A 26,572-nucleotide genomic window follows, 5' to 3' on the forward strand; every position below is an offset into this window, starting at 1 on the left:
CAGCAGCTCAACTCACCGAGCAAATAATAAACAAATAAAATGAATCGGTATGGTTATTAGATCAAAATAAGAATATTTATATTTTAAAGCCTAAACGTACTTTTGTGTTAAAGCCACATCAATCGTAATTTTGTGCTGCATGATTAAAAAAGAGCTAAGGCAAAACCTTAGCTCCATATAACTTACTTCCAAGTTTCACGGATCATATCAACAGCTTTTTCAGCAATCATAATCGCAGGTGCATTGGTATTACCATTCACTACTGTTGGCATAATCGACGCATCAATGACTCGAAGTCCTTCTATACCATAGACTTTAAGCTCTGGATCAACCACAGCCATCTCATCTACACCCATTTTGCAGCTGCCCACTGGGTGATATACCGTATCGACTCGCTGACGCAAAATCTCTCGAATATGATCATCAGATTGCACATTGGCAGTAAACATATCTTCTTTGATCTTTTCACTCAAAGCAGGTGCTTGCATCAACTTCTGCGTGACTTTAAATCCATCCACCATATCTTGAAGGTCTTGCTCATCTTCAAGGAATTTAAAATCAATTAATAGCGGATCATCTACATTTTTACCACTCAATTTGACCGAACCACGTGCACGTGGATTGAGCAAACACACATGGCATGAAATACCATGTCCTGTATGCATCGTTCTGGCATGGTTATCCACCACAGCAATCACAAAGTGCAACTGTAAATTAGGCTTATCCAATTCAGGACGAGTTTTTAAGAAACCACCACATTCAGCATAATTGGTCGTGATCAGACCACGGCGCTCTTTACGATAACGCCCAATCTGTTTAAGCAAATCCAGACTTCCGCCCATCGACATACCAAAAGTTCCGTCCATGAGTTTAGCTTTATAAGCAAAAATAAAGTCTGGATGGTCATGCAGGTTTTCACCCACACCTGCTAAATCTTTAATGACAGGAATGCCGTGTTTCTCTAATTCTTGACGGGGTCCAATACCAGAAAGCATCAATACTTGAGGTGATTTGAAAGCACCAGCAGACAGTAAAACTTCTTTATTCGCATCGATAACAATCGTTTGACCTTTATGTTTAAACTCCACACCTACAGCGCGGCCATTTTCGATCACAATCCGTGACACCATGGCTTGTGTAATCACATGCAGATTTGGACGCTTACCTAAATAAGGAAATAAATAACCTTTCGCCGCGCTCCAACGTTCACCATTTTTTTGCGTGACTTGATAAACACCCAGACCTTCTTGCTCTGCCCCGTTAAAGTCATCATTCAGTGGATAGCCCACTTGTTTAGCTGCTTCAATAAAGATTTTTTGATAAGGATTATCTGAACGTAATTCACTTACATTTAACGGACCATGCTGTCCATGATACTCATTCTTAATTCTTTCGTTATGTTCTGACTTTTTAAAATACGGTAGCACCTCATCGTACGACCAACCCGTATTCCCTAAAGCAGCCCAGTGATCATAATCATCCCGATGTCCACGAATATAGACCATTGCATTAATAGCCGAGCTACCCCCTAAACACTTTCCACGAGGTTGGTAACCTTTACGCCCATTTAAACCTTTTTGTGGAATCGTCTCTAAAGCCCAATTATTCAATTTCGTTGGAATACTGATGACCGCTGCCGCAGGTGTATTGACCAGCCAGCTATTTCCATCACCACCTGCTTCTAATAAACATACAGAAATATTTAGATTTTCAGATAATCGACCAGCCAGTACACAACCCGCTGAACCACCACCAATAATTACAAAATCAAAAGCTGTTTGTGTCATCTCTAATACTCTATTTTTTCTTTTTAAAAAGTGCATGCATTATGCCAAAGATGGCATTTAAATACTGTTGTCGTTGTCTAACTTTCTAAAATAATTGTAGACAAAACAGAAAGTACTTTTAAATTACTTACTCTGCCCATAAAATACCCCAAAATTCAATACATTAAAATAATGATGAAACACTTCCAACAGAATCACAGCCCCTTATTTCAGGCACATCCTCAAAAATTACGCTGGATGGGAATAAGTCTGATCATTTTTTCAATAACATTCATGCTACTGCCAATATTATTTATTGATCAGCACAACAACCATTCGAATAAGCAAATTTTTCATTTACTTTTCATGCTCATGACTGGGCTTGTACTTTACTTTATAAAATTTCAGCTCACTACAGAAAAAGCAGTCGTCTCTCTTGGCAAGATTTTCATCGCAACTACATTTCAAGCTGACTTAACCCATTCCATACACTTAAAGATGCCACAAAACCATCAACAGCTCGAACTTAATCGTAAACTAACCTTATTTAAACGCCCAGATCCTCAAACTTTTTGGCAACAACATGCCATACTGACATTTCCTCAAAACAAAGTTAATGGTTCTTTATTTCGTCCTCCCTTAAACCAGCTATATCTACACCTTTTTTCCAAAAAACAAGTCGATAAGCTCTTTCAAATTCTCAAACAAGAATGGCAATTTAATCCTGAATATATCGAAACACCATCACCACGACAATTACAACAGGAACGTCAGGCTCAAGACATTGGTAAACGAACACCATCCATTATTATGATTTCTGTTTTCATTGGAATTATAGGTGCAGTATTACCTTTCCAATTCTCAAATGGATTACATTTCGCTATTGAGCCTTATAGTCCACTTCCTATTTTTATGCTTTTAGCTTTGTTGATCATTTATCCCTTCATTAAAGCTGAAAAGAAAAAGTATCCATTAATCAGCGCCACAATCTGTAGCTTTGTTCTAGGCTGTAGCTTGTATTTCCTGGCTTTACAATGTAATCGTCTTTATAGCGAACACACCAGTAGCCAACAAGTCATCCATATGACCTTTGAGCAAATGGATCATCGTTCACAAGTCTGGCGACTTGACCCCATCTTGGCACAAAAATTTAAGCTACCTTATATTTATATCCATCAAGACTGGCAGGGCTATAATGCTGATTTAAAACAGGGAAAACATTATGAAGTGACCATTCGACAAGGTCTATTTAATGATTATTTTGTAGATATAGATAGTTTTAAAAAAGCGGAACTGGCGCGATAAAAATATCGATTTTTATCACAAAATATTATAGAAAATCACTGGTGCAATATAAATACGAGTGTTATGGCTTTTTATCCAACAACTCAATCACTGAACCCAAGGAGTTAAGCTTTAAAAAATCCAGACATAAAAAAACCGCTAAACTAGCGGAATTTTATCTCATCTTTAAGATGATGGTCGGAGCAGTAGGATTCGAACCTACGACCCCCTGGTCCCAAACCAGGTGCACTACCAGGCTGTGCTATGCTCCGTTTGTGGGGTGAATGACGGGATTCGAACCCGCGACAACCGGAATCACAATCCGGGGCTCTACCAACTGAGCTACATCCACCATAACGTTTGATTCTATGTACCAAGCTACCCATAAATGGCGCGCCTGACAGGATTCGAACCTGTGACCATCCGCTTAGAAGGCGGATGCTCTATCCAACTGAGCTACAGGCGCATAACGATGATAATACTATCAAGCGATACTTCGCCGATCTTAAACCAATGTTTTACAACATTATTTAAATGGTCGGAGCAGTAGGATTCGAACCTACGACCCCCTGGTCCCAAACCAGGTGCACTACCAGGCTGTGCTATGCTCCGATTTCTCTCAGCTTTTATTGTATCGCACATCGTGCGGTACGGTGTGCATTCTAGGCTTGACGCCCTAGAACGTCAACACCTATTTTTCAAAAATATTAAAAACCCTTATCAAATGTATATTTAACAAGCATTTTGGTTGTTTTTAACGCTTCAATGAAGCACTAAAGTTCAACATACGATCTAATGGTAATTTGGCACGTTCAGACAAAGCAGGATCAACGTGTATTTCTTGATCAGCATGTTGTAATACATGCAAAATTCCATCTAGTTCGTTCATTGCCATCCAAGGACAATGCGCGCATGAACGGCAGGTTGCACCTTCGCCTGCTGTCGGAGCTTCAAATAACTCTTTATCTGGCGCCGCTTGTTGCATTTTATAAAAAATACCGCGATCTGTTGCGACGATCATTTGTTTATGAGGCAAAGTCTGTGCTGCTTTGATCAGTTGCGAAGTACTACCCACTGCGTCAGCAATATCAACTACAGACTCAGGAGATTCTGGATGCACTAACACAGCAGCATCAGGATAAAGCGCTTTCATTTGGGCGATGCCACGCGCACGAAATTCCTCATGTACGATACAAGCACCATCCCACAATAACATTTCAGCGCCCGTTTTCTTTTGAATATAACGCCCTAAATGCTGATCAGGTGCCCAAATAATTTTTTCACCTAAACTATCCAAATGTTCAATGATCTCAACCGCACAACTTGATGTGACCACCCAGTCTGCACGTGCTTTTACCGCCGCTGAAGTATTGGCATACACCACCACAGTATGATCAGGATGCTGATCACAGAACGCAGAAAACTCATCTACAGGACAACCAATATCTAGTGAACAGGTTGCTTCTAAGGTTGGCATGAGAACCGTTTTTTCAGGAGATAAAATTTTTGAGGTTTCACCCATAAACTTCACTCCAGCAACCACAAGTGTTGTTGCTGGATGGTCACGACCAAAACGAGCCATTTCCAAAGAATCTGAAACACAACCACCTGTTAGTTCTGCAAGTTCTTGCACGTCAGGATCACAGTAATAGTGAGCCACGAGTACAGCATTGCGCTTCTTAAGCTCGGCTGCAATTTGAGCAAATTTTTCTTGTTTCACTTCTGGGCTGAGGCTATGGTCCTTTGGCTCACCCAAACGATCTAAATGCGCCTGCACAATATTTTTGGCTTCGTTCGCAATTAAATTCGTATCATTCATAAAACGTCTTCTCTATCCTGCGTGTTTGCATCACTGCAAACTTATAACGTGGGTATCAGGTGATCATTTGGGATAAATCACATCGTCCACAAACAAGCGATATTAAAAAAGCCTCACTGTGGAGGCTGTATTATAGCGCAAATTTACGAACGATAATCGGCATTAATTTTCACATAGTCATAAGATAAATCACAGGTGTATACCGTGTCTTTGGCCTGACCTCGACCTAAATTAACACCAATTGTAATTTCGGTTTGTGCCATAACCCGTGCACCAGCATCTTCTGTGTAATCTTCGGCTGCGCCGCCATCTTTACAGATTTGTACATCGTCTAGCCACACCTGAATTTTGGAGACATCTAAATCTTTGACGCCAGCATAACCAATCGCAGCCAAAATACGCCCCCAGTTCGGGTCTGATGCAAAAAGCGCGGTTTTCACTAAGGGTGAATGGGCAATACTATAGGCAATATCACAACACTCTTGGGTATTTGCACCACCTTCTACAGCAACGGTAATAAACTTGGTTGCTCCCTCACCATCACGGACAATCAACTGTGCTAAACGGTTCATGATACGTGCCAGTACCTCTAACACTTTGGTATACCGTGCATCATCTTTTGAGGTAATTTCAGTTCCACCTGCTTGACCCGTTGCTACAAGTATACAAGAGTCATTGGTTGAGGTATCACCGTCAATCGTAATTCGATTAAATGAATGTTCAACTGTGGTCTTTAATAAGCTTTGTACCAAATCACGACTAATCGGCGCATCTGTCGCAACGAAACTCAACATGGTGGCCATATTTGGACGGATCATTCCAGCGCCTTTACTGATCCCCGTCATGGTATAGGTGATCCCATCAATTTCAAATTGTTCAGATGCACCCTTTGGTACAGTATCTGTGGTCATAATGCCAGAAGCAGCATCCGCCCAAGCAGACGGTTGTAATGTATTTAGTGCGGGTTGAAGTCCAGCCAACAAGCGCTCCATCGGAAGCTGCTCACCAATAACACCTGTAGAAAAAGGTAAAACCTCAAAACTGTTTACCCCAGTCAGTTCAGCCAACTGCGCACAAGTATCTTGAGCATTTTTCAAGCCCGTTGGTCCGGTACCTGCATTGGCGTTACCAGTATTAATCACTAAATAACGAGGATTTCCTTGCGCGAGATGAGCTTTGGAAACATGGACAGGTGCAGCACAAAATGCATTTTGGGTAAATACACCCGCAACATTTGAGCCTTCTGCCAATTCAAAAATGACTAGGTCTCGTCGATTTGGATAACGTACATACGCCTCAGTTGAGCCAATTTTTACACCCTGCACCACATGCATAAGTGGCATCGTTACGTCACCAACAGCCATTTTTAAACTTCCATTCAATTTGTTATGAAAAAGTAAATGAATACATACCTTATATATGAGACTCGGAAAGGTCATCTACAACCTGCGTAGTGTTTGTAATATCCCGTTTCTGCGATAGATAAAACAAATGCAATAAGTGAACAGGTTTTGAAGAGACAATGCCTTTGGTTACTTTGGGCGAAACCAAAGTAACTCGAACCGAAGGTTATTCCTAACATTGGATTACGCTAAGCAAGACACCGCCTCGCTAATAAATGAGTTACGGTTCAAGTCATAAAATATGTTGATTCATATCTGCTTTGGTAGCTTATTCCAAAAAGAAATGAAAATCGAGTATTAACAATACAGATTATGGAATTTGGTTTTGCTCTAAACTCAGTAAAATCTGCTTCTTATCTAGACCACCTGCAAAACCCACCAATGCCCCACTCGAACCAATCACCCGATGACACGGCGCAACAATCGAAATTGGATTTTTCCCATTGGCAGCGCCCACGGCACGAACAGCTTTTACATTACCAATCTGAAGCGCAATATCCTTATAACTTCGAGTTTGCCCAAAAGGAATTGTCAGTAACGCTTGCCAAACTTGTTGTTGAAATGCAGTTCCTTGAAAATCTAAAGGCAAGTCAAATTGCTGACGTTGCCCTGCAAAATATTCATCTAATTGTTGCTTAACTTTAAGGAGAATGGGATGTTGATTGTTTTCAATCAACTGAGCTAAACGTACACGCTTATGATCTTCATTGTCCCACATGACAGCTACTAAGGCCTGATCATGAGCAACCAGCTTTAATGCACCTACTGGAGATTCCATATACATATAAACCAGTTGCATCAACGATTTCCTTTGAGCTATTCCACCTCTCTTGAAGAGAGCGTATTTTAATTTGAGGAGAGTTTCATCAATACCAGACCAGAAACAATCAACACGGCTGCAATCATCCGCATTGCCGTCATTGGTTCATTCAGTACCACAATTCCTATCACAAACGAACCAATTGCACCAATACCCGTCCAAACCGTATAAGCTGTACCTAGGGGTAAAGTTCTCATTGCAGTTGCAAGTAAGCCAAAGCTCAAAATCATAAAAACAAGGGTGATGACTGTCGGTGTTAAACGGGTAAACCCCTCTGACAGTTTCATTGAATACGCCCAAATAATTTCGAAAATACCTGCCAAAATTAAAATTGCCCACGCCATTTTGTCTCTCATACATAGCAAGGGTTGGGTCGTCCCAACATGATTCTTTAGCGAGAGGTCGTCCTACTCTGTGAATTAGTGTAATTTAAAATACGATGATTATGTGAATTGTTATGTATCTAAAACAGGTGATGTTCAAGAATTTTCACACTCTCAATGCCAAACTACACGATCTACTCGCATTAACTCACAGGCGCCACTGCCCGTGTCCTCACGAGACAAGGAACTCCGCCATCGCCAACCATCTGGTGCCTGAATCTCAATTAAGGCCCCTTTTAGGTAAACCAAATCATCTTTTTTAATCTGCTTAAGTTGCTTAGCAACCTCTTCAGTTGCAGGTACCAAATGCATATTGGCACTCTGCACAGCGATTTGCCGAAGTGCTATCGGTGGCTCAGAATCGACTCGCCAGTAATACCAACGATTCCGCTGAGAAATTTCAACTTGCTTATAAATTTCTGGCTTTGCCATATCGCCCCATCCTACAGCTAAATCAATTGGGGAAAACTCTGACTCACGACCAGCATGATAATCCTTACGAGCAAGTACCCGAAAAGCGCCCTCATAAGTTTCCAATTCTACAATCTGTACTCCCTGTGCAGTAACTTGAGTAAGATTTGGGACGGGTTTGAGCCAATTGGTCCAAACCAACCATATTAAAGCAATCCCCATTACGCCGTAGATCCATCTAGGCATGCTTACTTACCCTTGTTATTTCTGAGCAATATATCCAACCATTGTTTAAATCTGACAACAATAGTACGTATAACTTTTTGAAAGATATGTAGATCATTTTCTTCAGACTGAGTCTGACTAGACCATTCTGGGTCTGCTTTCGGTATAACAACCTCCAGCGGCTCATAATGCGTTGTTGTTTGTTGTAGTTCAGCACCTAAACTTAAACGTTGTAATGCAACTGTGACCACATCAATCGGATAGTGATGATAAACAGACAAATGTCGCGCTTCATAATCGATACTATGTTCCAATAACAAATCGGCAAATGGAACTAAAGCTGATCTTACTCGTTGTGCCTCAACTGCACTCGACATGTGGGGAATATAATAAAAACTAACACTCATGCGACCATCAGTAGGAATCAACTCCAGTTGGGAACGATTCAAATGCTGGATATGTTCTTTTTGCAAATTAGGTCGTTTTGTTTTCGCTGTTATTTGATCATCTTGTTGTTCTAAAGCCATTGATGCACCATAAATGACTCAAAAAAGATACTGTTAGTATAAACCAACAGTATCTCGAAAAAATGACATTTCTTAAGATATTTTAGATAAAAATATCAGAACTTTAGCGACAGACCTGCACCATAGAACCAACCCGTTTTAGAATCACTGGCTGTTTGCCAATTGGTTTCTTTACGTCCTTTGCTATAACCATAACCGACATCGATGAAAGGCATCACTCGATTCTTAACAATTTCATAGCGGGTTTTAATCCCCACTTCTGCATCCGCAAGACCCGTTTTGGAGGCATATTTAGACTCATCTCGCAGTACCCATTCCATTTCCAGATAAGGCTGTAGAATTAACTTTTGGGTCAGTAACAAATCTCGTTCTGTTTCCAATACAAAACGCCATTGTTGATTTTGTCCAATATACATATGTGCATCGGTTTCAAAAAAATACTGAGCCATACCATGCAAACCGATGACAGCCTCAGATTGTTCCTTATCAACCTTGCGATCAGGGTTATATCGGTAATTTACCCCTGCTTGTATATCCCAAAAATCTGCAATATTCCGACTGTATAAGGCAGCCAAACTTTGCTCCGATTTTTCTGACTCAGCCTTGGCATAATCTGCAATGATAAATAATTTATTCTCATCCGTTCCCACCCAAGTTTTCAACTTGGATTTGAGGGTGCCCTGCCCATCCTCATCAAGCAGCCATTGAGTATCTGACTGCGTCGCTTGATAAATCTGTCCGCCATGTTCCTTGAAATGGTCTGCATGCTCAGCTTTATTCTGCATTTGAGCGGAAATGTTTGGGCTTTGAAGCGGTGAGTGATCCTTCGTCTCTGATGCATTCATCGCCACGTTTTGTTGTGTCGATAGATCCATTTGCATCGAGTGATTATGTCCTTCATGTGCATAGCTCAATGCACTGAAAGTAGAGACGATGCCTCCTATTGCCAATAATTGGGAATAACGTTTCATCTCAGAAGCTCGCTTAATGATGTGCATGGCTTGCTCCTTGAGAAGATTGAATAGATGTTTTCTGTGGTGCTGCATTTGAATCATCGACATTTGCAACAATCAATTTACTCATCATGCCCGCTGACATATGAAACAGTAAATGACAATGTATCGCCCACTCTCCCAATTCATCTGCAGTCAACATTGCTGTGACAGTTTGTCCCGGTGGAACAACAATGGTATGTTTATTGGGCATGTTGGCCGCTTTTTGCCCATTTTCCAATTGCATAAACATGCCATGTAAATGCATAGGGTGAGCCATCATGCTTTCGTTCACAAACTTCAAACGAATACGCTCACCATATTTCACTTTCAAGGGTTCAAAATCTTTATCGCTAAATTTCTTACCATCAATTGTCCAAATATATCGCTCCATCGTACCGCCAAGACGAATAACTAACTCTCTTTCTGCTGGACGCGTATCGGGTTGAGATGTTAAAGATTTTAGATCAGCATACTGTAGAGCTTTGTGTCCCATTGGCGTTGCTGCATTTGCCCAACCATAAACCGTTTTAGATTTTGCCTTTTGATTCTCAGTTGATGATTGATGCGACTGATGTGCACTATGATCCATTTGATTATGCTTACTGTGATCCATCTGCTGATGTGCACTATGGTCTATTTGGCCATGCTTACTGTGGTCCATCTGCTGATGTGCGCTATGATCCATTTGATCATGCATACTGTGGTCCATCTGTTGATGTGAGCTATGGTCCATTTGACCATGCATACTGTGATCCATCTGTTGATGTGTACTATGATCCATTTGATCATGTGATCCATGCCCCATATCTTCCATGGTCAACAAAGCACGTGGACGAGCTGTGGGTATATGCACTTTGTGCTGTGATTGAGGATGCATTTCGTTGTGTAAAGATGCGATTGCAAAACCAGATCGATCGATCGACTCTGCTTCAATTTGATAATGTGCTTGTTGTGGCTCAACAATTACGTCATAAGTCTCCGCAGCGCCAATACGAAACTCATCTACAGATACAGGTTGCACAGGCTGACCATCCGCACTAACGACAGTCATTTTTAAATTTGGAATCCGAACATCAAAAAATGACATTGCTGATGCATTGATAAAACGCAAACGAACTTTTTCACCTGTCTTAAATGCACCAGTCCAATTCTGCTGCGGCGTTTTACCATTAACCAAAAAAGTATAACCAGTGACGTCCGATAAATCTGTTTTAAGCATCCGCATCTGATTCCACATCGAACGGTCTTGCCATGTCGCTTTTAAGCCTTGTTGCTTGATCTGTTTCCAAACATCTCCAACTGTTTCACGTTGATTTTGATAATACTCAGCAGACTTTTTAAGGTTTGCCATGATCTGATCACTTCCCGTTTCATGAAAGTCTGAAAGCATCACTACATAATCACGTTCAGCATTTTCATGTGCTGCAACAGGCTTTTTTCCTTTAGGATAAATGACAAATGCACCATACAAACCATCTTGTTCTTGTCCTTTACTATGTGCGTGATACCAATAAGTGCCGTTCTGACGAACCTTAAAACGATACTCAAAACTCCCATTAGGTTTTATCCCTTGGAAGCCATTAAACCCTGGTACACCATCCATCAAACCCGGTAAAAGTAAGCCATGCCAATGCAATGACGTATCTTGATTTTTTAGTTGATTATGTACATGAATAACCGCCTCATCCCCTTCTTCAAACTCTAAAAGAGGCGCTACAAATTTGCCATTTACCGTGATTTTTTTGACAGGTTTACCTGTGATATTGACTATCTCTTGATTGATATTCAGATGATACTCTTTAATTGCTGCCCAACTATAGGGTGCAAACAATAAGCTAACACTTGCGATAACACTCGCATAAATTTTGGTAGACATGATCTTTTCCTAATCTGTTAAAAAAATGCTTCTCCTTTCTATGAAAGGGAAAAATTCAACAGACTAGGCTTTGGGCGGGCGTAAAATTTCCTGCCAGTAGCCCGCAAGGTGGCGAGCTTGATAGTCCGTTTTCTTATCTATACTTAACTCCACAGACACCAATAACGATAAATCTGGAAGCTGTTGATCTAAAGCGAAACTGACAGTTTGACAATGGGAGGGATGATTACAGTCCTGACAATGCTGTTGACTCTGCATTTTCCCATCATGGCATGATGGCAGATTACTCACGTCATGCTTTTGCAAATGATGAGATTGATCAATCATTTTCTCATTATGACATGGCATCTTTGCCATAGTGGAAACTGAGGACGCTTGATCAGAATGCAATACTTGCGCTGCAGCAACAGCCACACTACTTCCCCCGATGAAAAATATCATCAGGAATACAAACCATACATGTTTGCATTTTTTCAGTAGTTGCACTGAGGGATCCTTTAGGAAAATTAAAATTTTAGATCAAGGTAGCATAAATTCTTTATTACTTATACACAATCCTCTTTATGTTCTGATTCTGCAATATAGAGTGGACTTATTAAATATGAATGCTGATTTATTCAACAACAGCACTCAAACAAGGTCATGAGTAAAAATAGAGCAAAATAAATAATTTAGCGCACAAAAAAAGGACAAAAACTTGCACTGCTGTCCCACAATTATTCCAAGAAGAACCTCAATTGAGGTTCTTCTTGTTTTCGCCACTTCTTATCGGGTAAAAATAATGCCTTTAGAAGTTTTCTTTCAAATAAATTGACCTGAATAATTCTTAATAATCTCTGGACAGTCCATCCCTCATGAGCCATATGTTTTGCAAAACTCACTAATAAATAGGCAATTAATGCAATCCATATTTGAGTTTGTATGGCATTTCGGCTTCGACCTAGAAATGATTTCAATTTTAAATTCTGTTTAATCGCTTTGAAAAATAATTCTACTTTCCAACGATCTTTGTAAATTGCTGCAATAGTCGATGCAGCTAGATGAAAGTTGTTACTTAGAAATTCAAATGTCCTTTTCTTTTCAACATCATAAAATTCTATTCGTCTTAATCGCTTCGGTGCACCACGCTTTTTAGCATAATCACTGCTCAACTCAATATATTCATCCGCAAGAATTCCTTTGCAAGCGTATACTTCACGTTTTGACTTTACTTCATAAACCGTCTTCGGTCTTAGCCGTGTCACAAAGCTGACTTTTCGGTCAGTCATCTCTGCAAACCACTGATAATCAACATACCCCTTGTCAAAAACTACGATACTTCCAGGTGGAAATTTGAGTAATCTGCCTTGCACCATATCATTTTCAATACCATCTCCGAGTGCAACAAATTCAGGAATCGTATTGCTGTGATTTAATCCAACTGTCAGTTTAATGCTCGCTTTGGATTCATGTACTTTTGCCCATTCGCATAAGGACAGTGAAAGATCAATGTGGCTTGCATCAAGTGAATACAGCGGATTCTTAAATCGAAATTTATGTGCAATCTTTGTGTTTTCACAATGCCGAAGTAACTGAGTAAATAATTGCTGATATAGGCTGGCAGGTTGTTCTTGATTGATTCTTGCCAAGGTGCTTCGTGCAATAGTCTTAGCACCGAGGTGATAGAGCTTTTCCTGCTGTGATTCGAGATTGGATTGAATATCTCTTAAGCTTTGCCGACAGGACAGCTGGGACATCAATATGGCAATAAACTGATCCCAGCGTGTGGCTGATCTTAATTTTTGTCCACAATGATGCTGCTTGGCAAGACGTTCAAAATCACATCGTGAAATAGGTTTAAGTAATTGATGAAATACGGTATTCTGATGTGACAAAACCTGAGTCCTTGTAGTTAAAGTGTTTGTTCGCACTTATATTTTAACTATTTTGGACTCAGGTTTTTTATTTAAACAAAACTATGGGACAGCAGTGCAAAAACTTGTCCTTTTTTCATCAATTCGATGTATATATAAACAACTGAAATCATTTTGTTTATTTTAACAACATCTTATCCACGTGGTTATCAACACGGTTATCCACCGAGTTATAAACAAAGTTATCCACATGCAAGACCTTGCGAAACATGTTCCTCATACGCTCGAATGGCGAGTCAAAAAAGCCCCCTATTGCGGAATATTTCCTCATGCTTTAGACGAGAACTTTGCTCGACCTGCGTTTAAAATAGTGTCAAATTTCGATCTGATTCACTTTGGCTAACTCTGCACGCATCTGGTCAATCACCGTTTTGTAGTCTGGTTGGCCAAAAATTGCAGAGCCCGCAACAAACATATCTGCACCAGCTTCTGCCACTTCGCGAATATTTGCAGGACCAACGCCACCATCGACTTCTAAACGAATATCACGACCACTCGCATCAATAATTTTACGAGCTTGACGCAATTTATCTAAAGTCATTGGAATGAATTTTTGCCCACCAAAACCAGGGTTTACACTCATCAACAAGATTTGATCGACTTTATCTAAAACATAATCAAGATAATGCAATGGTGTTGCTGGATTAAATACCAATCCTGCTTTTGCTCCACCAGATTTGATCAATTGCAAAGAACGATCAATATGCTCAGTAGCCTCTGGATGGAAAGTAATAATATCTGCACCTGCTTCTAAAAAATCACCAATCATTCGATCAACAGGTGACACCATAAGATGAACATCAATCGGTGCTTTGATTCCATAACTCTTCAGTGCCTTACAAATATGTGCACCAAAAGTCAGGTTTGGCACATAATGATTGTCCATTACATCAAAATGTACAACGTCTGCACCTGCAGCTAGCACTTTTTCTACATCTTCTCCTAAACGTGCGAAATCAGCAGATAAAATCGAAGGTGCAATTAAATAAGGCTTGGACATGGATGACCTGGCAAACTCTGAAAAAATGATTGATCAAGTATAACAAATTCAACACAGTGAAGTCTGTTATAAAGTGATCAAGATAGCATTGCAAAGATGCAACATCCCGTTGCAGGAATACTATTTCTAAAGCGAAATCGATTTGTTATTTTTATTTGCCTGTCATCAAAAGATTTTAGATCATGAATAGTTCAACACAATTGACAACAAACGAAGGTAAACGTATCAGCAAACGTTTAATAAATCATTGGAAACATAAATTTGAGGTATCTGAAACCGAAGCATATTCGAAAATATTTATGCCAACGGCAACGGTGACATTAACACCTCAAGAACAGCATTTAGATGTACTGATTGAAAATCAACAAGATGATGTTACACATTTAGAGCAAGTGGTGATTGACCATTTAAACCGCATGGCTCAACAAGAATTTATTGTTGAATGGAAACATAACTAAAAAAGGAACGCCCAAAACGTTCCTTTTAACCCTACGCTTTTTCTAGCTGTATTGCATGAAACTGCAAATGGTCATCAATAAAACTTTGGATAAAGTAATAACCGTGATCATAACCTTGGTGTAACCTTAAAGTCAGCGGCTGCCCTACATCCAAACATGTTTGTTTAAATTTTTCAGGGTTGAGTTGAGCATAAAACTGATCATCTTTACCCTGATCAATTAATATTTCATCAAACAATTTCCCTTTTTGCTGTACTAATGCCGTCGCATCATGCGCCAACCAAGAGTTTCGATCATCACCTAAATATTGACTAAAAGCCTTTTCTCCCCAAGCACATACGCTTGGAGCACAAATCGGTGCAAAAGCTGACACGGATTTAAATTGTTCAGGATACTTAAATGCTAAAGTCAATGCGCCATGACCGCCCATCGAATGCCCGAAAATTCCCACTTGATTTTCAATAATTGGAAACTTTTGCAATACCTGTGCATATAACTCATCCACCAAATAGGACTCCATTTGGTAATGCTCCGCCCAAGGTTGTTGTGTTGCATTGATATAAAAGCCAGCCCCCTGACCAATATCCCAATGATCGCCTTGTGCAACTTGGTCACCTCTAGGAGAGGTATCAGGCATGATCAATATCAAACTTAAGCGAGCTGCCATACGTTGCGCATGAGCTTTAATTGCAAAAGTTTCTTCAGTACAGGTCAACCCCGCAAGATAAAATATTGCTGAACATGGTTTTCCTTCCAAGGCTGCTGGCGGTAGGTAAACCCCAACTTTTGTCAAACCTTTAAGGTATTGAGACTGAAGCTGATAAGTTTGTTGCTCACCGTCAAAACAACGATTTTTTTGCAGTAATTGCATGTTCATTATCCTGTGTTTTTACTGGTTCAGATGCTAACCGCTGATTAGGAAATAAGTATGGCTCTAATTGCGGTAACATTAACTCCATATTCCGACCGATTGACCATTGTGGCTCAGAAGGTTCAACGCCCTGTGCGATTTCCCATTTAGTCACTGTTTGCTTAGCTTGCTCAAATGCCATTTTCATTGAGTCTTGTTCACGCATGGCTAAATCAAAAAATGCGCGACCAAAATAAGTATAATCCGCTTCGCTATTACAACCAAAAGAAGTCTTATCCGCAGCAGATGCGGTGATAATTAAGGTATCAGGTGACTGTAACGCAGGAATAAAACTGCCAGAATAACAAGCCGAGATCACAATAACACGCCAGCGAATACCAGCCTTATCTAGCGTCTCACGTAACCATTTAGGATCGATCTGCCCTAAATCCAATGGTGCATTTTCAAGCTCAAAATGGTTACGTTCCCCATGTGACGTCATATATAAAAATAAAACATCACTATCACGATTCATCTGCTGACCAATACGGCGCAAGGCCAACTCAATACTGGTTTTTGAAGCAATCGGGATATCTAAGCGTGTCGCTGGATTATTCACCAGCATAATCGAACGACCAAAAGTCCCAAAACGGGTATCAAACTGTTCTTTTATTCGTTCAATTTCAGAACGGAAAACATCAGCATAACTATCCCCTGCTACGCCTAAAAAATACCAATGACTTGTCGCAAGATCACTAAACTGAATTTGGTCCAATGCATTATTTAACAAATGACTTTGAGCATAAAAAGCATCTTCAGCAAAACTTGCTGGTCTCTCTTCAACTTTCCAAATCGGTTGGTCTTTTACGGAAAGCTGCCAAACAACCAAGGTTGCAATCGTTGCCACAAAAACTAAGGCGCGTTCCCACCATGGCCAATTCAATGCCCGAGAAATCACCCAAATCACGGCTAAACTTTGCCAAACAAAAAGAGCGGCAAATAACGGAGGTAAAAAGCCGTTATATATACTATCTGGGATAAAGTTGAGATAGCCGTTTGAACCAAGATACTGAACGAGGCACTGTAAAAGTAAAATATTGGTATCAAGCACTAACCACAACAATGCAGGCACCAACATTAAACGAGGTTGATTCATCCGTTGAGATAAGAAAATCCCAACGATCAATGCAATAAAAGGCCAAAGCGCGTAACCAATTAAACCTTGAGAATTAAAGTCTCCAACCTGTCCTGCCACTAACCAGCTATAGAGTGAGTTGGTACAAGCCCCCAATATTCCCCATAGAATCAACTGAGCAATGGATGGATGAACCACTTGTAAAGAACGGCGCGAACCTAGAAATAACCACATTCCAGCAATTTGGTTACTTTTAAAATCATGCCAGATATTTATCGATGGTTTGAGGTCTATCATAGAATTCTTCGGGACTAAACTCAAAATATGCCATTCTTTTTATAGAATGAATCTCATTTTTCAGAAAGATATAATGTGCAATGCTAGTGTATGCTGGGGCAGATTTTTTTAGCAATTATGCTTTGGCACTATATCACAAATCTTTACGGAGCATTGACCTAAGCCACACAATCATTTGAACAAAATTTAAAACTAATCTTTTGAAAAATAAGCATCAAAACGACAGGCATCACCTAACCATTGATGATCTGGCATTTGGTCAGCTAGAAAAACTGCATGTCGCGGACGCTTCACAATAACACGTTTAGCGACTTGGCGAGCCAAAGCAAGTAACTCATCACCTAAATCCATTTCTCCATCTTCAGGTAACAATAAATGTAAAAGCTGCATTTGCTTTTTAACTTGGGCTTGTTTTTTGATTGCCTGTTGGTTTTGATCTCGTTGTGGAAACATTGGATCTAAATACAGAACATCAATAGATTGATCCTGCTGTTTGAACTGTTGTAAATAACCAGCTGAATCTGAAAATACCAGTTGAATCCTTGACGCTGTTGCTTGCAAATATGTATCTTGCTGCGCCTGAAGATGCGCATCTTCCAACAAACTAAATAAAATTGGATTTCGTTCGACCAGTTGCACCGTCGCACCTAAGTGCGCCATCAACAAACTGTCATGCCCTAACCCAGCTGTTGCATCAAGCAGACTTGGTTTTTCAGACAACTGACATGCTCGTGCAAGCATTTCCGACTTCAAACTAGCACGTTTTAAACGAGGAATTTCTGCCTGCCAATCTGGTCGCATTTTCATGCCATTTGCACATAGCCATAATCCAGATGCATCAACACACAGACCTAATTCAGGATTCAAACGTAAAAAACGAGCATTTAATTGCTCAATCACACAAAGTTCGACCTGAACGCCACGTAAAGAAAGCACAGCATGATAATGCTGTGCTTTTTCAATATCTGTGGCTTGGTAAAATAAGCGAAACCCGCTTACCATAATTTCCAACCAGTAAAGAACAATAATAAAATCAATAAACCTGAAGCAATGCGGTACCACGCGAAAATCATAAAGTCACGCTTAGCCACATAGGCAACCAATGCACGGATCAGAAGTAAAGCAGAGATAAAGGAAACAACCAGACCTACCGCAATGACAGTCCAATCCTCTAGACCATCAAAGACATGATAACTCTGATATAAATCTAATAAACCTGCACCAATAATCACAGGAATACCCAAGAAGAATGAAAACTCGGTTGCCGCTTTACGAGACACCCCTAAATACATTGCACCGATAATCGTTGCACCAGAACGTGAAGTTCCCGGAATCAAAGCGAGCACTTGAATAAGACCAATCCAAACAGCTTGCTTAAAGGTAATATTCTCAACTTCTACTGCATTAATTTTAGGTGGATTCTTCTCAACCCAAATAATAATTAAACCACCAATAATTAAGCCTAAAGCGACAATAACATCATTAAAAAGTACTTCTTTAATGAATTGCCCAAAGGTTAAACCAACCAACACAATTGGAATCGACGCAAAAATAAGACTCAGCCCTAAACGACGACCTTTTTCCTCACCAGTCACCATCCCTGTCGCGGCATTCCACAAACGTGACCAGTATTCATAAATCACGGCTGCAATTGCACCAATCTGAATTGCGACAACGAAAACCGCACTTTTCTCAGTTGTCCAGAAATCCATCAATTCCGATGCCAAAATCAAGTGACCTGTACTTGAAATCGGTAAGAACTCAGTAATACCTTCGACAATACCCATGATCGCTGCTTTAAGCAGCAGTAACAAATCCATACCTAACCCGCTTTACCTTGTTCTGGAATCTTTTTCCATGCATCATCACGTAAATAAACAGGGAGTGCGTATTCTGCATCGACCCATTTCTGCTGTGTTGCATAAACTTTTGCAATACTGGCGATCTCTTGTGCAGTTGCCACAATTGTTTGCAAACTTTCCTGAGCAGTTTGGATAAGTGCAGCACCAGAACCAACCGCTATAAATTTACAATACGCCGTCGCTTGATCGTAATTTAATAGTTTCTCATCGTCGATTGCCTGCATGACACCATGTTCATCAAGGCTAAAATTGGCTATATAAACTTCTTGCATACGCGCATCGAGTACAGCCGTAACTTGCTGAAGCCCCGTATGGCGAAAAGCTGCTTGTGCTAAAGCCTGTAAACTAGAAACAGGAATTACAGGTAAGTCTTGTGACCATGCCAAAGCTTGTGTCACGGCAGCATTAATTCTTACTCCGCTAAAAGAACCTGGCCCACGGCTAAATGCAATTGCTGTAATATCTTTTAACTGTGTATTTGTTTGTAATAACGCATCTTCAATTAACGGTAAGATCGTTTGGGTTTGTGCTTTGGCACGCCCATCTAATTGAAAATAGAGTTCTTGAGTCATATCAACCAATGATACGGAACACTGCTCATTTGCAGTTTCCAACGCAAGCAACTTCATGCAAAACCTTAAGAGAAGTATGATGAAAAACGAGCGATATCATAACTCACTCCATTCTCATATTCGAGTTGTTCTCTCTATAGATACAAAAAAGCCAAACTTCTGTTTGGCACATTTTCATTGAAGAAAAATATCAATTAAAAGCTAAACGGCTCCAAATCTAAAAAGTTTTTATAATGCTCTGCATAATGCAATGCACTCAACCGTAAACGAGCTGCGCCTTGTTCATCTATGGTCTTTACCACTTTCCCAGGTGACCCCATTACGACAGAATTATCAGGAATGACTTTGCCTTCTGGGATCAATGCATTTGCCCCGATAATACAATTCTTACCAATAACGGCATTATTTAAAACAACTGCATTTATACCAATCAGTGAGTTATCCCCGATCGTACAACCGTGTAACATTGCCTGATGCCCAACTGTCACGTATTCACCGATATTGAGTTCAATACCTGCATCGGTATGTAAAACAGCATTCTCTTGAATATTAGAAAAATGACCAATACGGATCACACTATTATCTGCGCGTATTACAGCACCAAACCAGATACTGACTTGTCGCCCGAGCTCAACCTGTCCAATTACAGTTGCATTAGGCGCAGCCCAACCATCCCAAGGTTCATATAATGCTTTTGGACTCAATCCCTGATATTTATACATCATGATAAAAACTCGTTTGAATAGAAAAGTTAGAACTTAGATAAACCAAAATCTGGTGGATTAACAAGAAAAGGCCAATTCTTTTGATATCCCAATCCATATTGAAATAAAGAAATCAACATCCGAGCGGTCAGTCCCCATACAATTTCACTTTCCACTTGCATACTCGGAAAATAAATCGATTGTCGAGCTAAACGCACCTCATAAGGTAGTGGTGGTGCTTCGATCAATGCTTTCAGATCTGCAAAGAAAATACGATCAATTTCAGAAGGCTGAGGTATTAGATCCACATGTGCAGGAATCAAACCAACAATCGGCTTCACAGATAGGCCGCTCCGTGCGCGCTGAATCGGGAGATCACCTAAAAGTTTTACATCAAATGGATTCAAAGCCGTTTCTTCTTGTGCTTCACGTAGTGCAACCACAATGTTACTGGTATCACTCGGATCACGCTTACCACCAGGAAACGATACCTCACCCGCATGTTGTGATAACTGCATAGAACGGCGTGTCAACAACACACGAGGTTGTAGCTCCTGTGTAATTGCGATCAATACAGCTGCATCTGCTTGTTGGATTCGTTTGGAAAAACGCAACCGTTGTTCTAAAAGCTGTATTAACGATGCCTCTTCCATAGGACTCATCTCTTTTTTTCATTTTTGATTGTTCATCATCATAGCTGAATTTTTGACTGCAATCATAGATGATGATGCGAAGTCATCAAAATTCAGTTATGCTGAGCTATCTCTACCGCTGATGATAATTATGAGCTTTTGCGTTGCGTGTGGGCATCAAACCGAACAAAAAATTCCTGTAGGTGATCATAAATTAAGATGGGTCTGCACAAATTGTGGCAATATTCATTACGAAAATCCCAAAGTGATTTGTGGGGCTTTAGCCATTTGGGATGACAAGGTTTTATTATGCCGCAGAGCGATTGAACCACGCTATGGATTGTGGACATTACCAGCGGGTTATATGGAACTTTTTGAGACCATGGAACAAGGTGCCGCCAGAGAAACACGTGAAGAAGCTGAAGCTGAAGTCGAAATTGAACAACTCTATTGTATGTACAATATTCCTCGTATTGGACAAATCTACGTACTGTTCAAAGCACAATTAAAACAAGGTTTATTTGGTGCAGGCGAAGAAAGTCTCGAATGTCGTTTATTTGAAGAACATGAAATACCTTGGACCGAACTCGCGTTTCCAAGTGTAGAACAAACCTTAAAACATTATTTTTCGGATCGAAAGCAAGGTTTATTTCCAACTCACCTAGAAACACTAGGCACACGTTTAGACCATACAGGCTAAATAAAAAAGACCGCAAATTGCGGTCTTTAAACAAATTAAGGTTTTATTTTTATCGCATTACAAGCAGGGATGTTCTGATCTGCGATTTTGATACTTGCAGTACCTCTATAACCTTTTGCAAACTCACGTTCTTGGTCTGTTGGTTCGACATATTTGCTTTTGTCTGTATCCTTATGATCATAAACATTAATATATGTTGTCAGATATAAAGCATAATTATTTAACCATGAAGCAGTATTATTCGAAAAGTTTGTGAGGTTGATACCACTTGCTTGTCCGTTTAATAAATTGTGCACATTGATTTTTGCACCACCAATATTCAATTGTCCATCTAAAGATGTGAAGTTTAAACCTAATAACACCCCTTCTAATGCACCAAATCTTGGATTTGCTAGAATCATACGCACCGTAACAGATTTATCATTTGCTGAATACAAAGCTCCACCTGTTGTACCAATTCGATATTGTGTTACACCATATTCATCAATGAATGTTCCATCCTCTTGTGGTTCCGCTTTAGCACAAATGCCTGACATATCGGTAGCTGTTGCATCTTTTTTAATGTCAGTGCGGATATCACCATGTTCATCAATAACAATACCTAAATCAACAGGTGAAATGCTACTATCCTGAAATCTAAATGTTAAAGTTGCATATAGTGGGAATGCATAGCGCTTTCCAGACTCAACATTTCTTTCTGTAGTAAATACATCTTTCGGTAAGTAACTCGCTGGATTAATCTTAAAGACGTCAGTTACACCTTTATAATTAACTCCATTAATACTTTGCTTCCACTCCCCTAGATCTTTAGCATTATTAAATGGATCAGTCGCTTTCGCTTTTGTTAATTGTCGATAAACTGCTTCTGTACTTGCAATATTTGACCCATTAATTAATTTACCCTGTGTGATCAATAAATCCTCACTAGGAGTATTCACATTTAATGTAAAGCGTAAAGGTTGATCTGGGTTAATCTCTTGGCTAACTAAATTAAACCAATTTTTTTGTGCAGTGATTTGTAGCTTTTCCGGCTTCACTTTGGTAATTAATGCGAGTGGGGGGGATATAATATCATTCGTTATAGTTGGGGCACCTTTCCACTGTTGACCATAACCTAAGATATACCCTTGACGATCTGTCAGTAATTCAAAACGTCCCATCGAATGTCGTAAACTGGCTCCTTTATCTTCACCGATATTGAGGCAGTCCTTATAAAGCTCTCGATTACAACCAAATAAACCATCAGGGAAAACCCCACTCCCCTCATTCGGTAATTCAATTATGCCATCACTGCCTGCTTTAAAAATTGGCAACTCTGCATACCATACACCCATATTACTTAATCTGAGTAATTGATTAACAATTGCAAATGCCTGCTCATTATTGATTTTACTAACGTCTATCCATGGTTTAATTAGACCAACATATAGGCCATTATTAAATTCTGCCGCCCCAATCTCCTGAGTAATCTCCTTGAGCTGATTTCTTTTCTCCTGTGTGATTTCTGTAGGCTGAATATCACCAATCACATTACTTTTCTTTTCAGCGCCTAAACTTTGAAAAATCTTAACCAGGGCTATAGCAACCTTAGTCGTATCATCATTATTCATGTCCAATTCTGCAGGGTTTTTGCCTGTTAAAGCCATTGCTAAATCAATAACTCGAATACGTGCTGGCACACCCACTTTTGTTTTTGTTATATTATCCAGATGAATCGTACCTAAACTAACTCGAGGAGACTCCTCACCTTGAATATAAAAACTAACCCGATCACCTAGCTTACAAGCCCCGGTCACAGCATTACTATCAGATTTGGTTATAAAATGATTCACATTATCACTGCTACAGTCAAAATTAATACCAGCAATTGGATAATCTAGAACAAACTGCAAACAATTATCTTGTCTCACATCACAACTGGTATTTGATGTAACTCCAGTGACACCTTTCCGTGGATCTTCATTAATTTTAGCGCTTTCACCACCACATCCATTTAATAGAATAGCTAATGCTGAAAGTGCAAATGGCAATACAATCCTTTTTTTCATAAACACTTCATCCTAAATATAATTACTGTATAACAGAAATTTTGATTTGACCTTGATTGGTGAGCCTATTTTCAGGAAGATCAACTGCAGAAGCTAATGGGGTCATCATGACATATTTCACATTAGCTGGAACTTTAATAACACCATTAATTGCCGCATGCTGTAATAGATTTGCACGAGTTTCACCATTTTTGAAACCGCTAACTCCCTCTTTAACACACCCTTTTTCATCTAAAAAAACGACTAAAGGCCAATAATAGACTGGTTTTTCAGCACTTGCGGCATAAGAATCAATTTGTAAATATTGAATTGAGCTATCTAATTTCACGAGATCATATTCAAACTTTTCTTTTAAAGGCTTACGAGGCCATAGCCCAACATCCTTTTTAGACGTTAATGTTTTAATTGATTTTGAATAATTTTCCAAAAAACATTGATCATCTTCAAAAGCAAGTGCAAGATCTTGTGTTGACAACCGTATATAACTTTCAGATAACGCAATCGGTACAGTAGATTGAACAGAACGATTTAATAATTTATCTAAAACCGAACGACTCACACCTTTTTTACGTTCAACCGTTTCAAGGCGACCACTTCCGTCTGGCATCATATAGAATCGTTTTTTCCCGTCTAAATTAAACTCCTGATCTTCTAGATAATCGCTATTTACATATTCGATACCATCAATTTTCTCAAATGCACTATGAGACTTTTCTTTAGCGATTGGTTTATTCTGTGCAACAGCAATATTACTAGTCTCTGTAACAGATGAAGATTTTTGCGCTTGTACAATAGAAGCTTTCACTTCTTTTTCAACTTTAGAAGGCGGAGTATATTTTTGCTGTGTGGTAGGATTAACTCGCTCTGCCTGAATCACTGTCGGTATTGTTTCAGATTGAGTGTTATCAGCTTTTGATGCGAGAGATTTGACAGAATCGATTCGTGGAGCTAAAGGCTTGGTTGTACCTAAGTTTATTTCTGCTTGTTGAATTTGCGAAGATTCCGTTATATCAATATTTTTAACTTTACTTTGATTAGACAACACCTTATCTACTTGTTTTTTTTCAGCAACATTCTGTTTTGAATTACGCACAGGAACAATCATTGGACGACCATCAGGCCCAATGATTGTATAAAAACCATCTGCATAACTATTTGAGCCATGCGTACATGCGATAGTTAAAATTAAAATCGCAAACTTAGGTCCTTGTTTGATTATCTTTTGCATTACCATCTTGTTCTATAGTTAATACCGAGTAGAGTCACTTTAGTATTAGTCTTAATATCTAGCCCTGCATAAGGATTGAGTAAAATATTATTTACTCCAGTTTGGTTTGCAAGACTACTCGTATTTGCAGGAATATCATCACGACTACGCAAGAAGCCTATCGATAAATCTAAATCAGTGTCCTGATCAAATCGATATCCTAAGCCTAAACCAAACAATTGGGCATTGTTGATTGGAACCATAGTATTCCGCTTATCATCTGGAATAGAACTGGTTCGAGGCTCATAACCCATACGTAACTTTAAACGATCCGTTGCAGAATACTCAAAACCAATCCCCCATCGCCAAGCAGACTGAAAGCGTAATGGCAATGCAAGTGATCGATCTGTTACATCCGCTGACAACAACTTTGCAACTTTTAACAAAGAAATTTGTCGATCAAATTCAAATTTGAATTTATCCCATGCAGAGAAATCCGTCCAACCCACATCAAAATTCATTTGCAAGTCTGGAAAGATTTTATATTTTATTCCTGCTTTGAAGTGTTGAGGATATTTAAAGTCCATTGCTACTAGACCAGATTCAATATCTGGTACAAAACCTGGCAATCCCAAAATCGCTGCCAGAATTTGTCCAGTAGCTGAAGAGTTGAGACCAGAAACCAATTGTTGTGGAGCTACAGCATTATTAATTAAATATTTGCCGCGCAAACGCATTTTTGCTTCACTTTGATAAACCATACCAAAGCTAAAGTCATCCGTAGGCTCCCACAAAACACCTAAGTTGTAACTCGGACTTAATGATTGCTCCATAGCAATATCAAGTGAACCCATTTTATTAAATGGGTTCATCCCTTCTTTAGCATTACACATACCAAAAAGCAGTAAATCGGTAATAATATCGCCATTGCCTTTAAATGGAGCACAGACAACCTCATCAACCATACGCAATACCCCAATCATTTCATTGGGAAAGCGTAAATCAGTTTTCATTGCAATGGCTTGGTAGGACATACCAAATGAAGCACCAATGGCTAAATGATCATTAACTTGATAACCAAAAGACGGTGATAAATAAGTAATACGCTCTAATGCAACTTGTTGTCCCATGTAGTTACTTGGGTTACCATCTTCTGCGCCAAAGCCTGCTACCAGTGGAGCATAAATAGATGTCGCATACGTGACCTTAGAACCAGGCGGTTTATAGGAAATCCCAGCTGTAGGCGCTGCCAAAGGCATATTCGGCCCTAGGTCAACGATTTTCTTTAAAATTGGAACATAAATACTGGCATACTCGACATCTCCAGACACAGTTCCTTTAAAATCTGTACAGATTCGTGCATCGATCTCAGGGCCATCATTACAAACCAAGGGATCATCAGAGTAGCCAAAAACGTTATAACCTGCAGGTGCTGTATAGTCTCGTTTGATTGAAAAGTTAGCTAAAATCCCCTGAACATCGGTTTGTAAACCCTCTAGTTTCGCTAAAGCCGCAGGGTTGAAATGTACCGCACTAATTCCTGGAGGGTCTGCTGTTACGGCATTCCCCAATGCCAAAGATCTGAGATCAACAGATAAGTCTTGTCCAAGCTGAGCATGAGCAATATTGGATAGTCCCGCAATTAAAATACTAATCGTCAAGGGACATAATTTAGGATATTTCAC

General features: G+C 39.6%; 25 protein-coding genes and 4 tRNA genes. 3 read left to right on the top strand and 26 right to left on the bottom strand.

Annotated features, from left to right (window positions below):
• Positions 1 to 182: 182 nt before the first annotated feature.
• Complete coding sequence (locus AAC851_RS05790; protein ID WP_100833296.1) at positions 183 to 1,787, bottom strand: GMC family oxidoreductase; 1,605 nt, start codon at positions 1,785 to 1,787, stop codon at positions 183 to 185.
• A gap of 477 nt (positions 1,788 to 2,264) precedes the next feature.
• Here AAC851_RS05790 and AAC851_RS05795 point away from each other — a divergent pair, with 477 nt between their 5' ends.
• The gene (locus tag AAC851_RS05795) at positions 2,265 to 3,071 is read left to right on the top strand and encodes a hypothetical protein (RefSeq protein WP_340600646.1); all 807 of its coding nucleotides are present in this window, start codon (positions 2,265 to 2,267) and stop codon (positions 3,069 to 3,071) included.
• A gap of 174 nt (positions 3,072 to 3,245) precedes the next feature.
• Here the strand turns inward: AAC851_RS05795 and AAC851_RS05800 are convergent.
• The 15 genes from AAC851_RS05800 to rpe form a co-directional block, all read right to left on the bottom strand.
• Positions 3,246 to 3,322 (bottom strand) — tRNA-Pro (locus AAC851_RS05800).
• Between the two features lie 4 nt (positions 3,323 to 3,326).
• A tRNA-His gene (locus AAC851_RS05805) sits at positions 3,327 to 3,402 on the bottom strand.
• A 37-nt stretch (positions 3,403 to 3,439) separates the two neighbouring features.
• Positions 3,440 to 3,516 (bottom strand) — tRNA-Arg (locus AAC851_RS05810).
• Positions 3,517 to 3,585: 69 nt separating this feature from the next.
• A tRNA-Pro gene (locus AAC851_RS05815) sits at positions 3,586 to 3,662 on the bottom strand.
• A 142-nt stretch (positions 3,663 to 3,804) separates the two neighbouring features.
• On the bottom strand, positions 3,805 to 4,869 hold the full coding sequence (gene nadA / locus AAC851_RS05820) for a quinolinate synthase NadA (protein ID WP_125501224.1): 1,065 nt from the start codon (positions 4,867 to 4,869) through the stop codon (positions 3,805 to 3,807).
• A 143-nt stretch (positions 4,870 to 5,012) separates the two neighbouring features.
• The gene (argJ, locus tag AAC851_RS05825; protein ID WP_340600647.1) at positions 5,013 to 6,233 is read right to left on the bottom strand and encodes a bifunctional glutamate N-acetyltransferase/amino-acid acetyltransferase ArgJ; all 1,221 of its coding nucleotides are present in this window, start codon (positions 6,231 to 6,233) and stop codon (positions 5,013 to 5,015) included.
• 349 nt (positions 6,234 to 6,582) lie between these two features.
• The gene (locus AAC851_RS05830; protein WP_262444720.1) at positions 6,583 to 7,071 is read right to left on the bottom strand and encodes a methylated-DNA--[protein]-cysteine S-methyltransferase; all 489 of its coding nucleotides are present in this window, start codon (positions 7,069 to 7,071) and stop codon (positions 6,583 to 6,585) included.
• Positions 7,072 to 7,118: 47 nt separating this feature from the next.
• Positions 7,119 to 7,436, bottom strand: a complete 318-nt coding sequence (locus AAC851_RS05835; RefSeq protein WP_005081305.1) for a DMT family transporter — start codon at positions 7,434 to 7,436, stop codon at positions 7,119 to 7,121.
• Between the two features lie 153 nt (positions 7,437 to 7,589).
• Positions 7,590 to 8,132, bottom strand: a complete 543-nt coding sequence (locus AAC851_RS05840) for a hypothetical protein (protein ID WP_100833293.1) — start codon at positions 8,130 to 8,132, stop codon at positions 7,590 to 7,592.
• A 2-nt stretch (positions 8,133 to 8,134) separates the two neighbouring features.
• A complete protein-coding gene (locus AAC851_RS05845) occupies positions 8,135 to 8,638 on the bottom strand; it encodes a cobalt transporter (protein WP_100833292.1) in 504 nt (167 codons plus the stop codon).
• Positions 8,639 to 8,733: 95 nt separating this feature from the next.
• On the bottom strand, positions 8,734 to 9,636 hold the full coding sequence (locus tag AAC851_RS05850) for a copper resistance protein B (RefSeq protein ID WP_340600648.1): 903 nt from the start codon (positions 9,634 to 9,636) through the stop codon (positions 8,734 to 8,736).
• The gene (locus AAC851_RS05855) at positions 9,623 to 11,509 is read right to left on the bottom strand and encodes a copper resistance system multicopper oxidase (RefSeq protein WP_075316107.1); all 1,887 of its coding nucleotides are present in this window, start codon (positions 11,507 to 11,509) and stop codon (positions 9,623 to 9,625) included. Before AAC851_RS05855 ends, AAC851_RS05850 begins: the two co-directional genes overlap by 14 nt.
• A 63-nt stretch (positions 11,510 to 11,572) precedes the next feature.
• Positions 11,573 to 11,995, bottom strand: a complete 423-nt coding sequence (locus AAC851_RS05860; protein WP_075316108.1) for a hypothetical protein — start codon at positions 11,993 to 11,995, stop codon at positions 11,573 to 11,575.
• Between the two features lie 230 nt (positions 11,996 to 12,225).
• Complete coding sequence (locus tag AAC851_RS05865) at positions 12,226 to 13,383, bottom strand: IS4 family transposase (protein WP_008942576.1); 1,158 nt, start codon at positions 13,381 to 13,383, stop codon at positions 12,226 to 12,228.
• 352 nt (positions 13,384 to 13,735) lie between these two features.
• Positions 13,736 to 14,422 carry a ribulose-phosphate 3-epimerase gene (gene rpe, locus AAC851_RS05870; protein WP_004638020.1) on the bottom strand — a complete coding sequence of 229 codons (687 nt, stop codon included), beginning with the start codon at positions 14,420 to 14,422 and terminating at the stop codon, positions 13,736 to 13,738.
• A 182-nt stretch (positions 14,423 to 14,604) separates the two neighbouring features.
• Here rpe and AAC851_RS05875 point away from each other — a divergent pair, with 182 nt between their 5' ends.
• The gene (locus AAC851_RS05875; RefSeq protein WP_004638019.1) at positions 14,605 to 14,880 is read left to right on the top strand and encodes a DUF2218 domain-containing protein; all 276 of its coding nucleotides are present in this window, start codon (positions 14,605 to 14,607) and stop codon (positions 14,878 to 14,880) included.
• A 31-nt stretch (positions 14,881 to 14,911) separates the two neighbouring features.
• On the opposite strand, the gene fghA is transcribed toward AAC851_RS05875, so the two are convergent.
• The 7 genes from fghA to AAC851_RS05910 form a co-directional block, all read right to left on the bottom strand.
• Entirely contained in the window at positions 14,912 to 15,751 is an 840-nt protein-coding gene (gene fghA / locus AAC851_RS05880) for an S-formylglutathione hydrolase (RefSeq protein ID WP_118903180.1), read from the bottom strand.
• A complete protein-coding gene (locus AAC851_RS05885) occupies positions 15,720 to 17,162 on the bottom strand; it encodes a C13 family peptidase (protein WP_118903182.1) in 1,443 nt (480 codons plus the stop codon). Before AAC851_RS05885 ends, fghA begins: the two co-directional genes overlap by 32 nt.
• 192 nt (positions 17,163 to 17,354) lie before the next feature.
• Positions 17,355 to 18,164: a class I SAM-dependent methyltransferase gene (locus AAC851_RS05890; protein WP_340600649.1), complete on the bottom strand. Its 810-nt coding sequence runs from the start codon at positions 18,162 to 18,164 to the stop codon at positions 17,355 to 17,357.
• The gene (locus AAC851_RS05895; protein ID WP_005081292.1) at positions 18,158 to 18,982 is read right to left on the bottom strand and encodes an undecaprenyl-diphosphate phosphatase; all 825 of its coding nucleotides are present in this window, start codon (positions 18,980 to 18,982) and stop codon (positions 18,158 to 18,160) included. Before AAC851_RS05895 ends, AAC851_RS05890 begins: the two co-directional genes overlap by 7 nt.
• Positions 18,983 to 18,984: 2 nt before the next feature.
• On the bottom strand, positions 18,985 to 19,653 hold the full coding sequence (gene tsaB / locus AAC851_RS05900) for a tRNA (adenosine(37)-N6)-threonylcarbamoyltransferase complex dimerization subunit type 1 TsaB (RefSeq protein WP_125501228.1): 669 nt from the start codon (positions 19,651 to 19,653) through the stop codon (positions 18,985 to 18,987).
• 137 nt (positions 19,654 to 19,790) lie between these two features.
• Positions 19,791 to 20,318, bottom strand: coding sequence for a gamma carbonic anhydrase family protein (locus AAC851_RS05905; protein ID WP_167365862.1), 528 nt, complete (start codon positions 20,316 to 20,318; stop codon positions 19,791 to 19,793).
• A 29-nt stretch (positions 20,319 to 20,347) separates the two neighbouring features.
• The gene (locus AAC851_RS05910) at positions 20,348 to 20,962 is read right to left on the bottom strand and encodes an NUDIX hydrolase (RefSeq protein ID WP_125501230.1); all 615 of its coding nucleotides are present in this window, start codon (positions 20,960 to 20,962) and stop codon (positions 20,348 to 20,350) included.
• A gap of 121 nt (positions 20,963 to 21,083) precedes the next feature.
• Between AAC851_RS05910 and AAC851_RS05915 the strand changes: the two genes are divergently transcribed.
• A complete protein-coding gene (locus AAC851_RS05915) occupies positions 21,084 to 21,632 on the top strand; it encodes an NUDIX hydrolase (protein ID WP_005081281.1) in 549 nt (182 codons plus the stop codon).
• Between the two features lie 35 nt (positions 21,633 to 21,667).
• Here the strand turns inward: AAC851_RS05915 and filF are convergent, their stop codons facing one another.
• The 3 genes from filF to filD are packed head-to-tail and all read right to left on the bottom strand — an operon-like array spanning position 21,668 to position 26,572.
• Positions 21,668 to 23,680: a putative pilus system protein FilF gene (gene filF, locus AAC851_RS05920; protein WP_262444725.1), complete on the bottom strand. Its 2,013-nt coding sequence runs from the start codon at positions 23,678 to 23,680 to the stop codon at positions 21,668 to 21,670.
• Positions 23,681 to 23,702: 22 nt separating this feature from the next.
• On the bottom strand, positions 23,703 to 24,908 hold the full coding sequence (filE, locus tag AAC851_RS05925; RefSeq protein ID WP_125501255.1) for a putative pilus assembly protein FilE: 1,206 nt from the start codon (positions 24,906 to 24,908) through the stop codon (positions 23,703 to 23,705).
• Entirely contained in the window at positions 24,908 to 26,572 is a 1,665-nt protein-coding gene (gene filD, locus AAC851_RS05930; RefSeq protein WP_262444726.1) for a putative pilus system OmpP1/FadL family transporter FilD, read from the bottom strand. The genes filE and filD overlap by 1 nt, the downstream gene beginning before the upstream one ends.

Origin of the sequence: Acinetobacter sp. HZNU-JH01 (assembly GCF_037996845.1) — a bacterium.
Taxonomy (GTDB): Bacteria; Pseudomonadota; Gammaproteobacteria; order Pseudomonadales; family Moraxellaceae; genus Acinetobacter; species Acinetobacter haemolyticus.

Bases quoted from the DNA above. Each gene is read 5' to 3' on its own strand.
- AAC851_RS05790 (WP_100833296.1), bottom strand. From the start codon at position 1,787: ATGACACAAACAGCTTTTGATTTTGTAATTATTGGTGGTGGTTCAGCG.
- AAC851_RS05795 (WP_340600646.1), top strand. From the start codon at position 2,265: ATGCCACAAAACCATCAACAGCTCGAACTTAATCGTAAACTAACCTTA.
- nadA (WP_125501224.1), bottom strand. From the start codon at position 4,869: ATGAATGATACGAATTTAATTGCGAACGAAGCCAAAAATATTGTGCAG.
- argJ (WP_340600647.1), bottom strand. From the start codon at position 6,233: ATGGCTGTTGGTGACGTAACGATGCCACTTATGCATGTGGTGCAGGGT.
- AAC851_RS05830 (WP_262444720.1), bottom strand. From the start codon at position 7,071: ATGCAACTGGTTTATATGTATATGGAATCTCCAGTAGGTGCATTAAAG.
- AAC851_RS05835 (WP_005081305.1), bottom strand. From the start codon at position 7,436: ATGGCGTGGGCAATTTTAATTTTGGCAGGTATTTTCGAAATTATTTGG.
- AAC851_RS05840 (WP_100833293.1), bottom strand. From the start codon at position 8,132: ATGCCTAGATGGATCTACGGCGTAATGGGGATTGCTTTAATATGGTTG.
- AAC851_RS05845 (WP_100833292.1), bottom strand. From the start codon at position 8,638: ATGGCTTTAGAACAACAAGATGATCAAATAACAGCGAAAACAAAACGA.
- AAC851_RS05850 (WP_340600648.1), bottom strand. From the start codon at position 9,636: ATGCACATCATTAAGCGAGCTTCTGAGATGAAACGTTATTCCCAATTA.
- AAC851_RS05855 (WP_075316107.1), bottom strand. From the start codon at position 11,509: ATGTCTACCAAAATTTATGCGAGTGTTATCGCAAGTGTTAGCTTATTG.
- rpe (WP_004638020.1), bottom strand. From the start codon at position 14,422: ATGTCCAAGCCTTATTTAATTGCACCTTCGATTTTATCTGCTGATTTC.
- AAC851_RS05875 (WP_004638019.1), top strand. From the start codon at position 14,605: ATGAATAGTTCAACACAATTGACAACAAACGAAGGTAAACGTATCAGC.
- fghA (WP_118903180.1), bottom strand. From the start codon at position 15,751: ATGCAATTACTGCAAAAAAATCGTTGTTTTGACGGTGAGCAACAAACT.
- AAC851_RS05885 (WP_118903182.1), bottom strand. From the start codon at position 17,162: ATGATAGACCTCAAACCATCGATAAATATCTGGCATGATTTTAAAAGT.
- AAC851_RS05890 (WP_340600649.1), bottom strand. From the start codon at position 18,164: ATGGTAAGCGGGTTTCGCTTATTTTACCAAGCCACAGATATTGAAAAA.
- AAC851_RS05895 (WP_005081292.1), bottom strand. From the start codon at position 18,982: ATGGATTTGTTACTGCTGCTTAAAGCAGCGATCATGGGTATTGTCGAA.
- tsaB (WP_125501228.1), bottom strand. From the start codon at position 19,653: ATGAAGTTGCTTGCGTTGGAAACTGCAAATGAGCAGTGTTCCGTATCA.
- AAC851_RS05905 (WP_167365862.1), bottom strand. From the start codon at position 20,318: ATGTATAAATATCAGGGATTGAGTCCAAAAGCATTATATGAACCTTGG.
- AAC851_RS05910 (WP_125501230.1), bottom strand. From the start codon at position 20,962: ATGAGTCCTATGGAAGAGGCATCGTTAATACAGCTTTTAGAACAACGG.
- AAC851_RS05915 (WP_005081281.1), top strand. From the start codon at position 21,084: ATGAGCTTTTGCGTTGCGTGTGGGCATCAAACCGAACAAAAAATTCCT.
- filF (WP_262444725.1), bottom strand. From the start codon at position 23,680: ATGAAAAAAAGGATTGTATTGCCATTTGCACTTTCAGCATTAGCTATT.
- filE (WP_125501255.1), bottom strand. From the start codon at position 24,908: ATGCAAAAGATAATCAAACAAGGACCTAAGTTTGCGATTTTAATTTTA.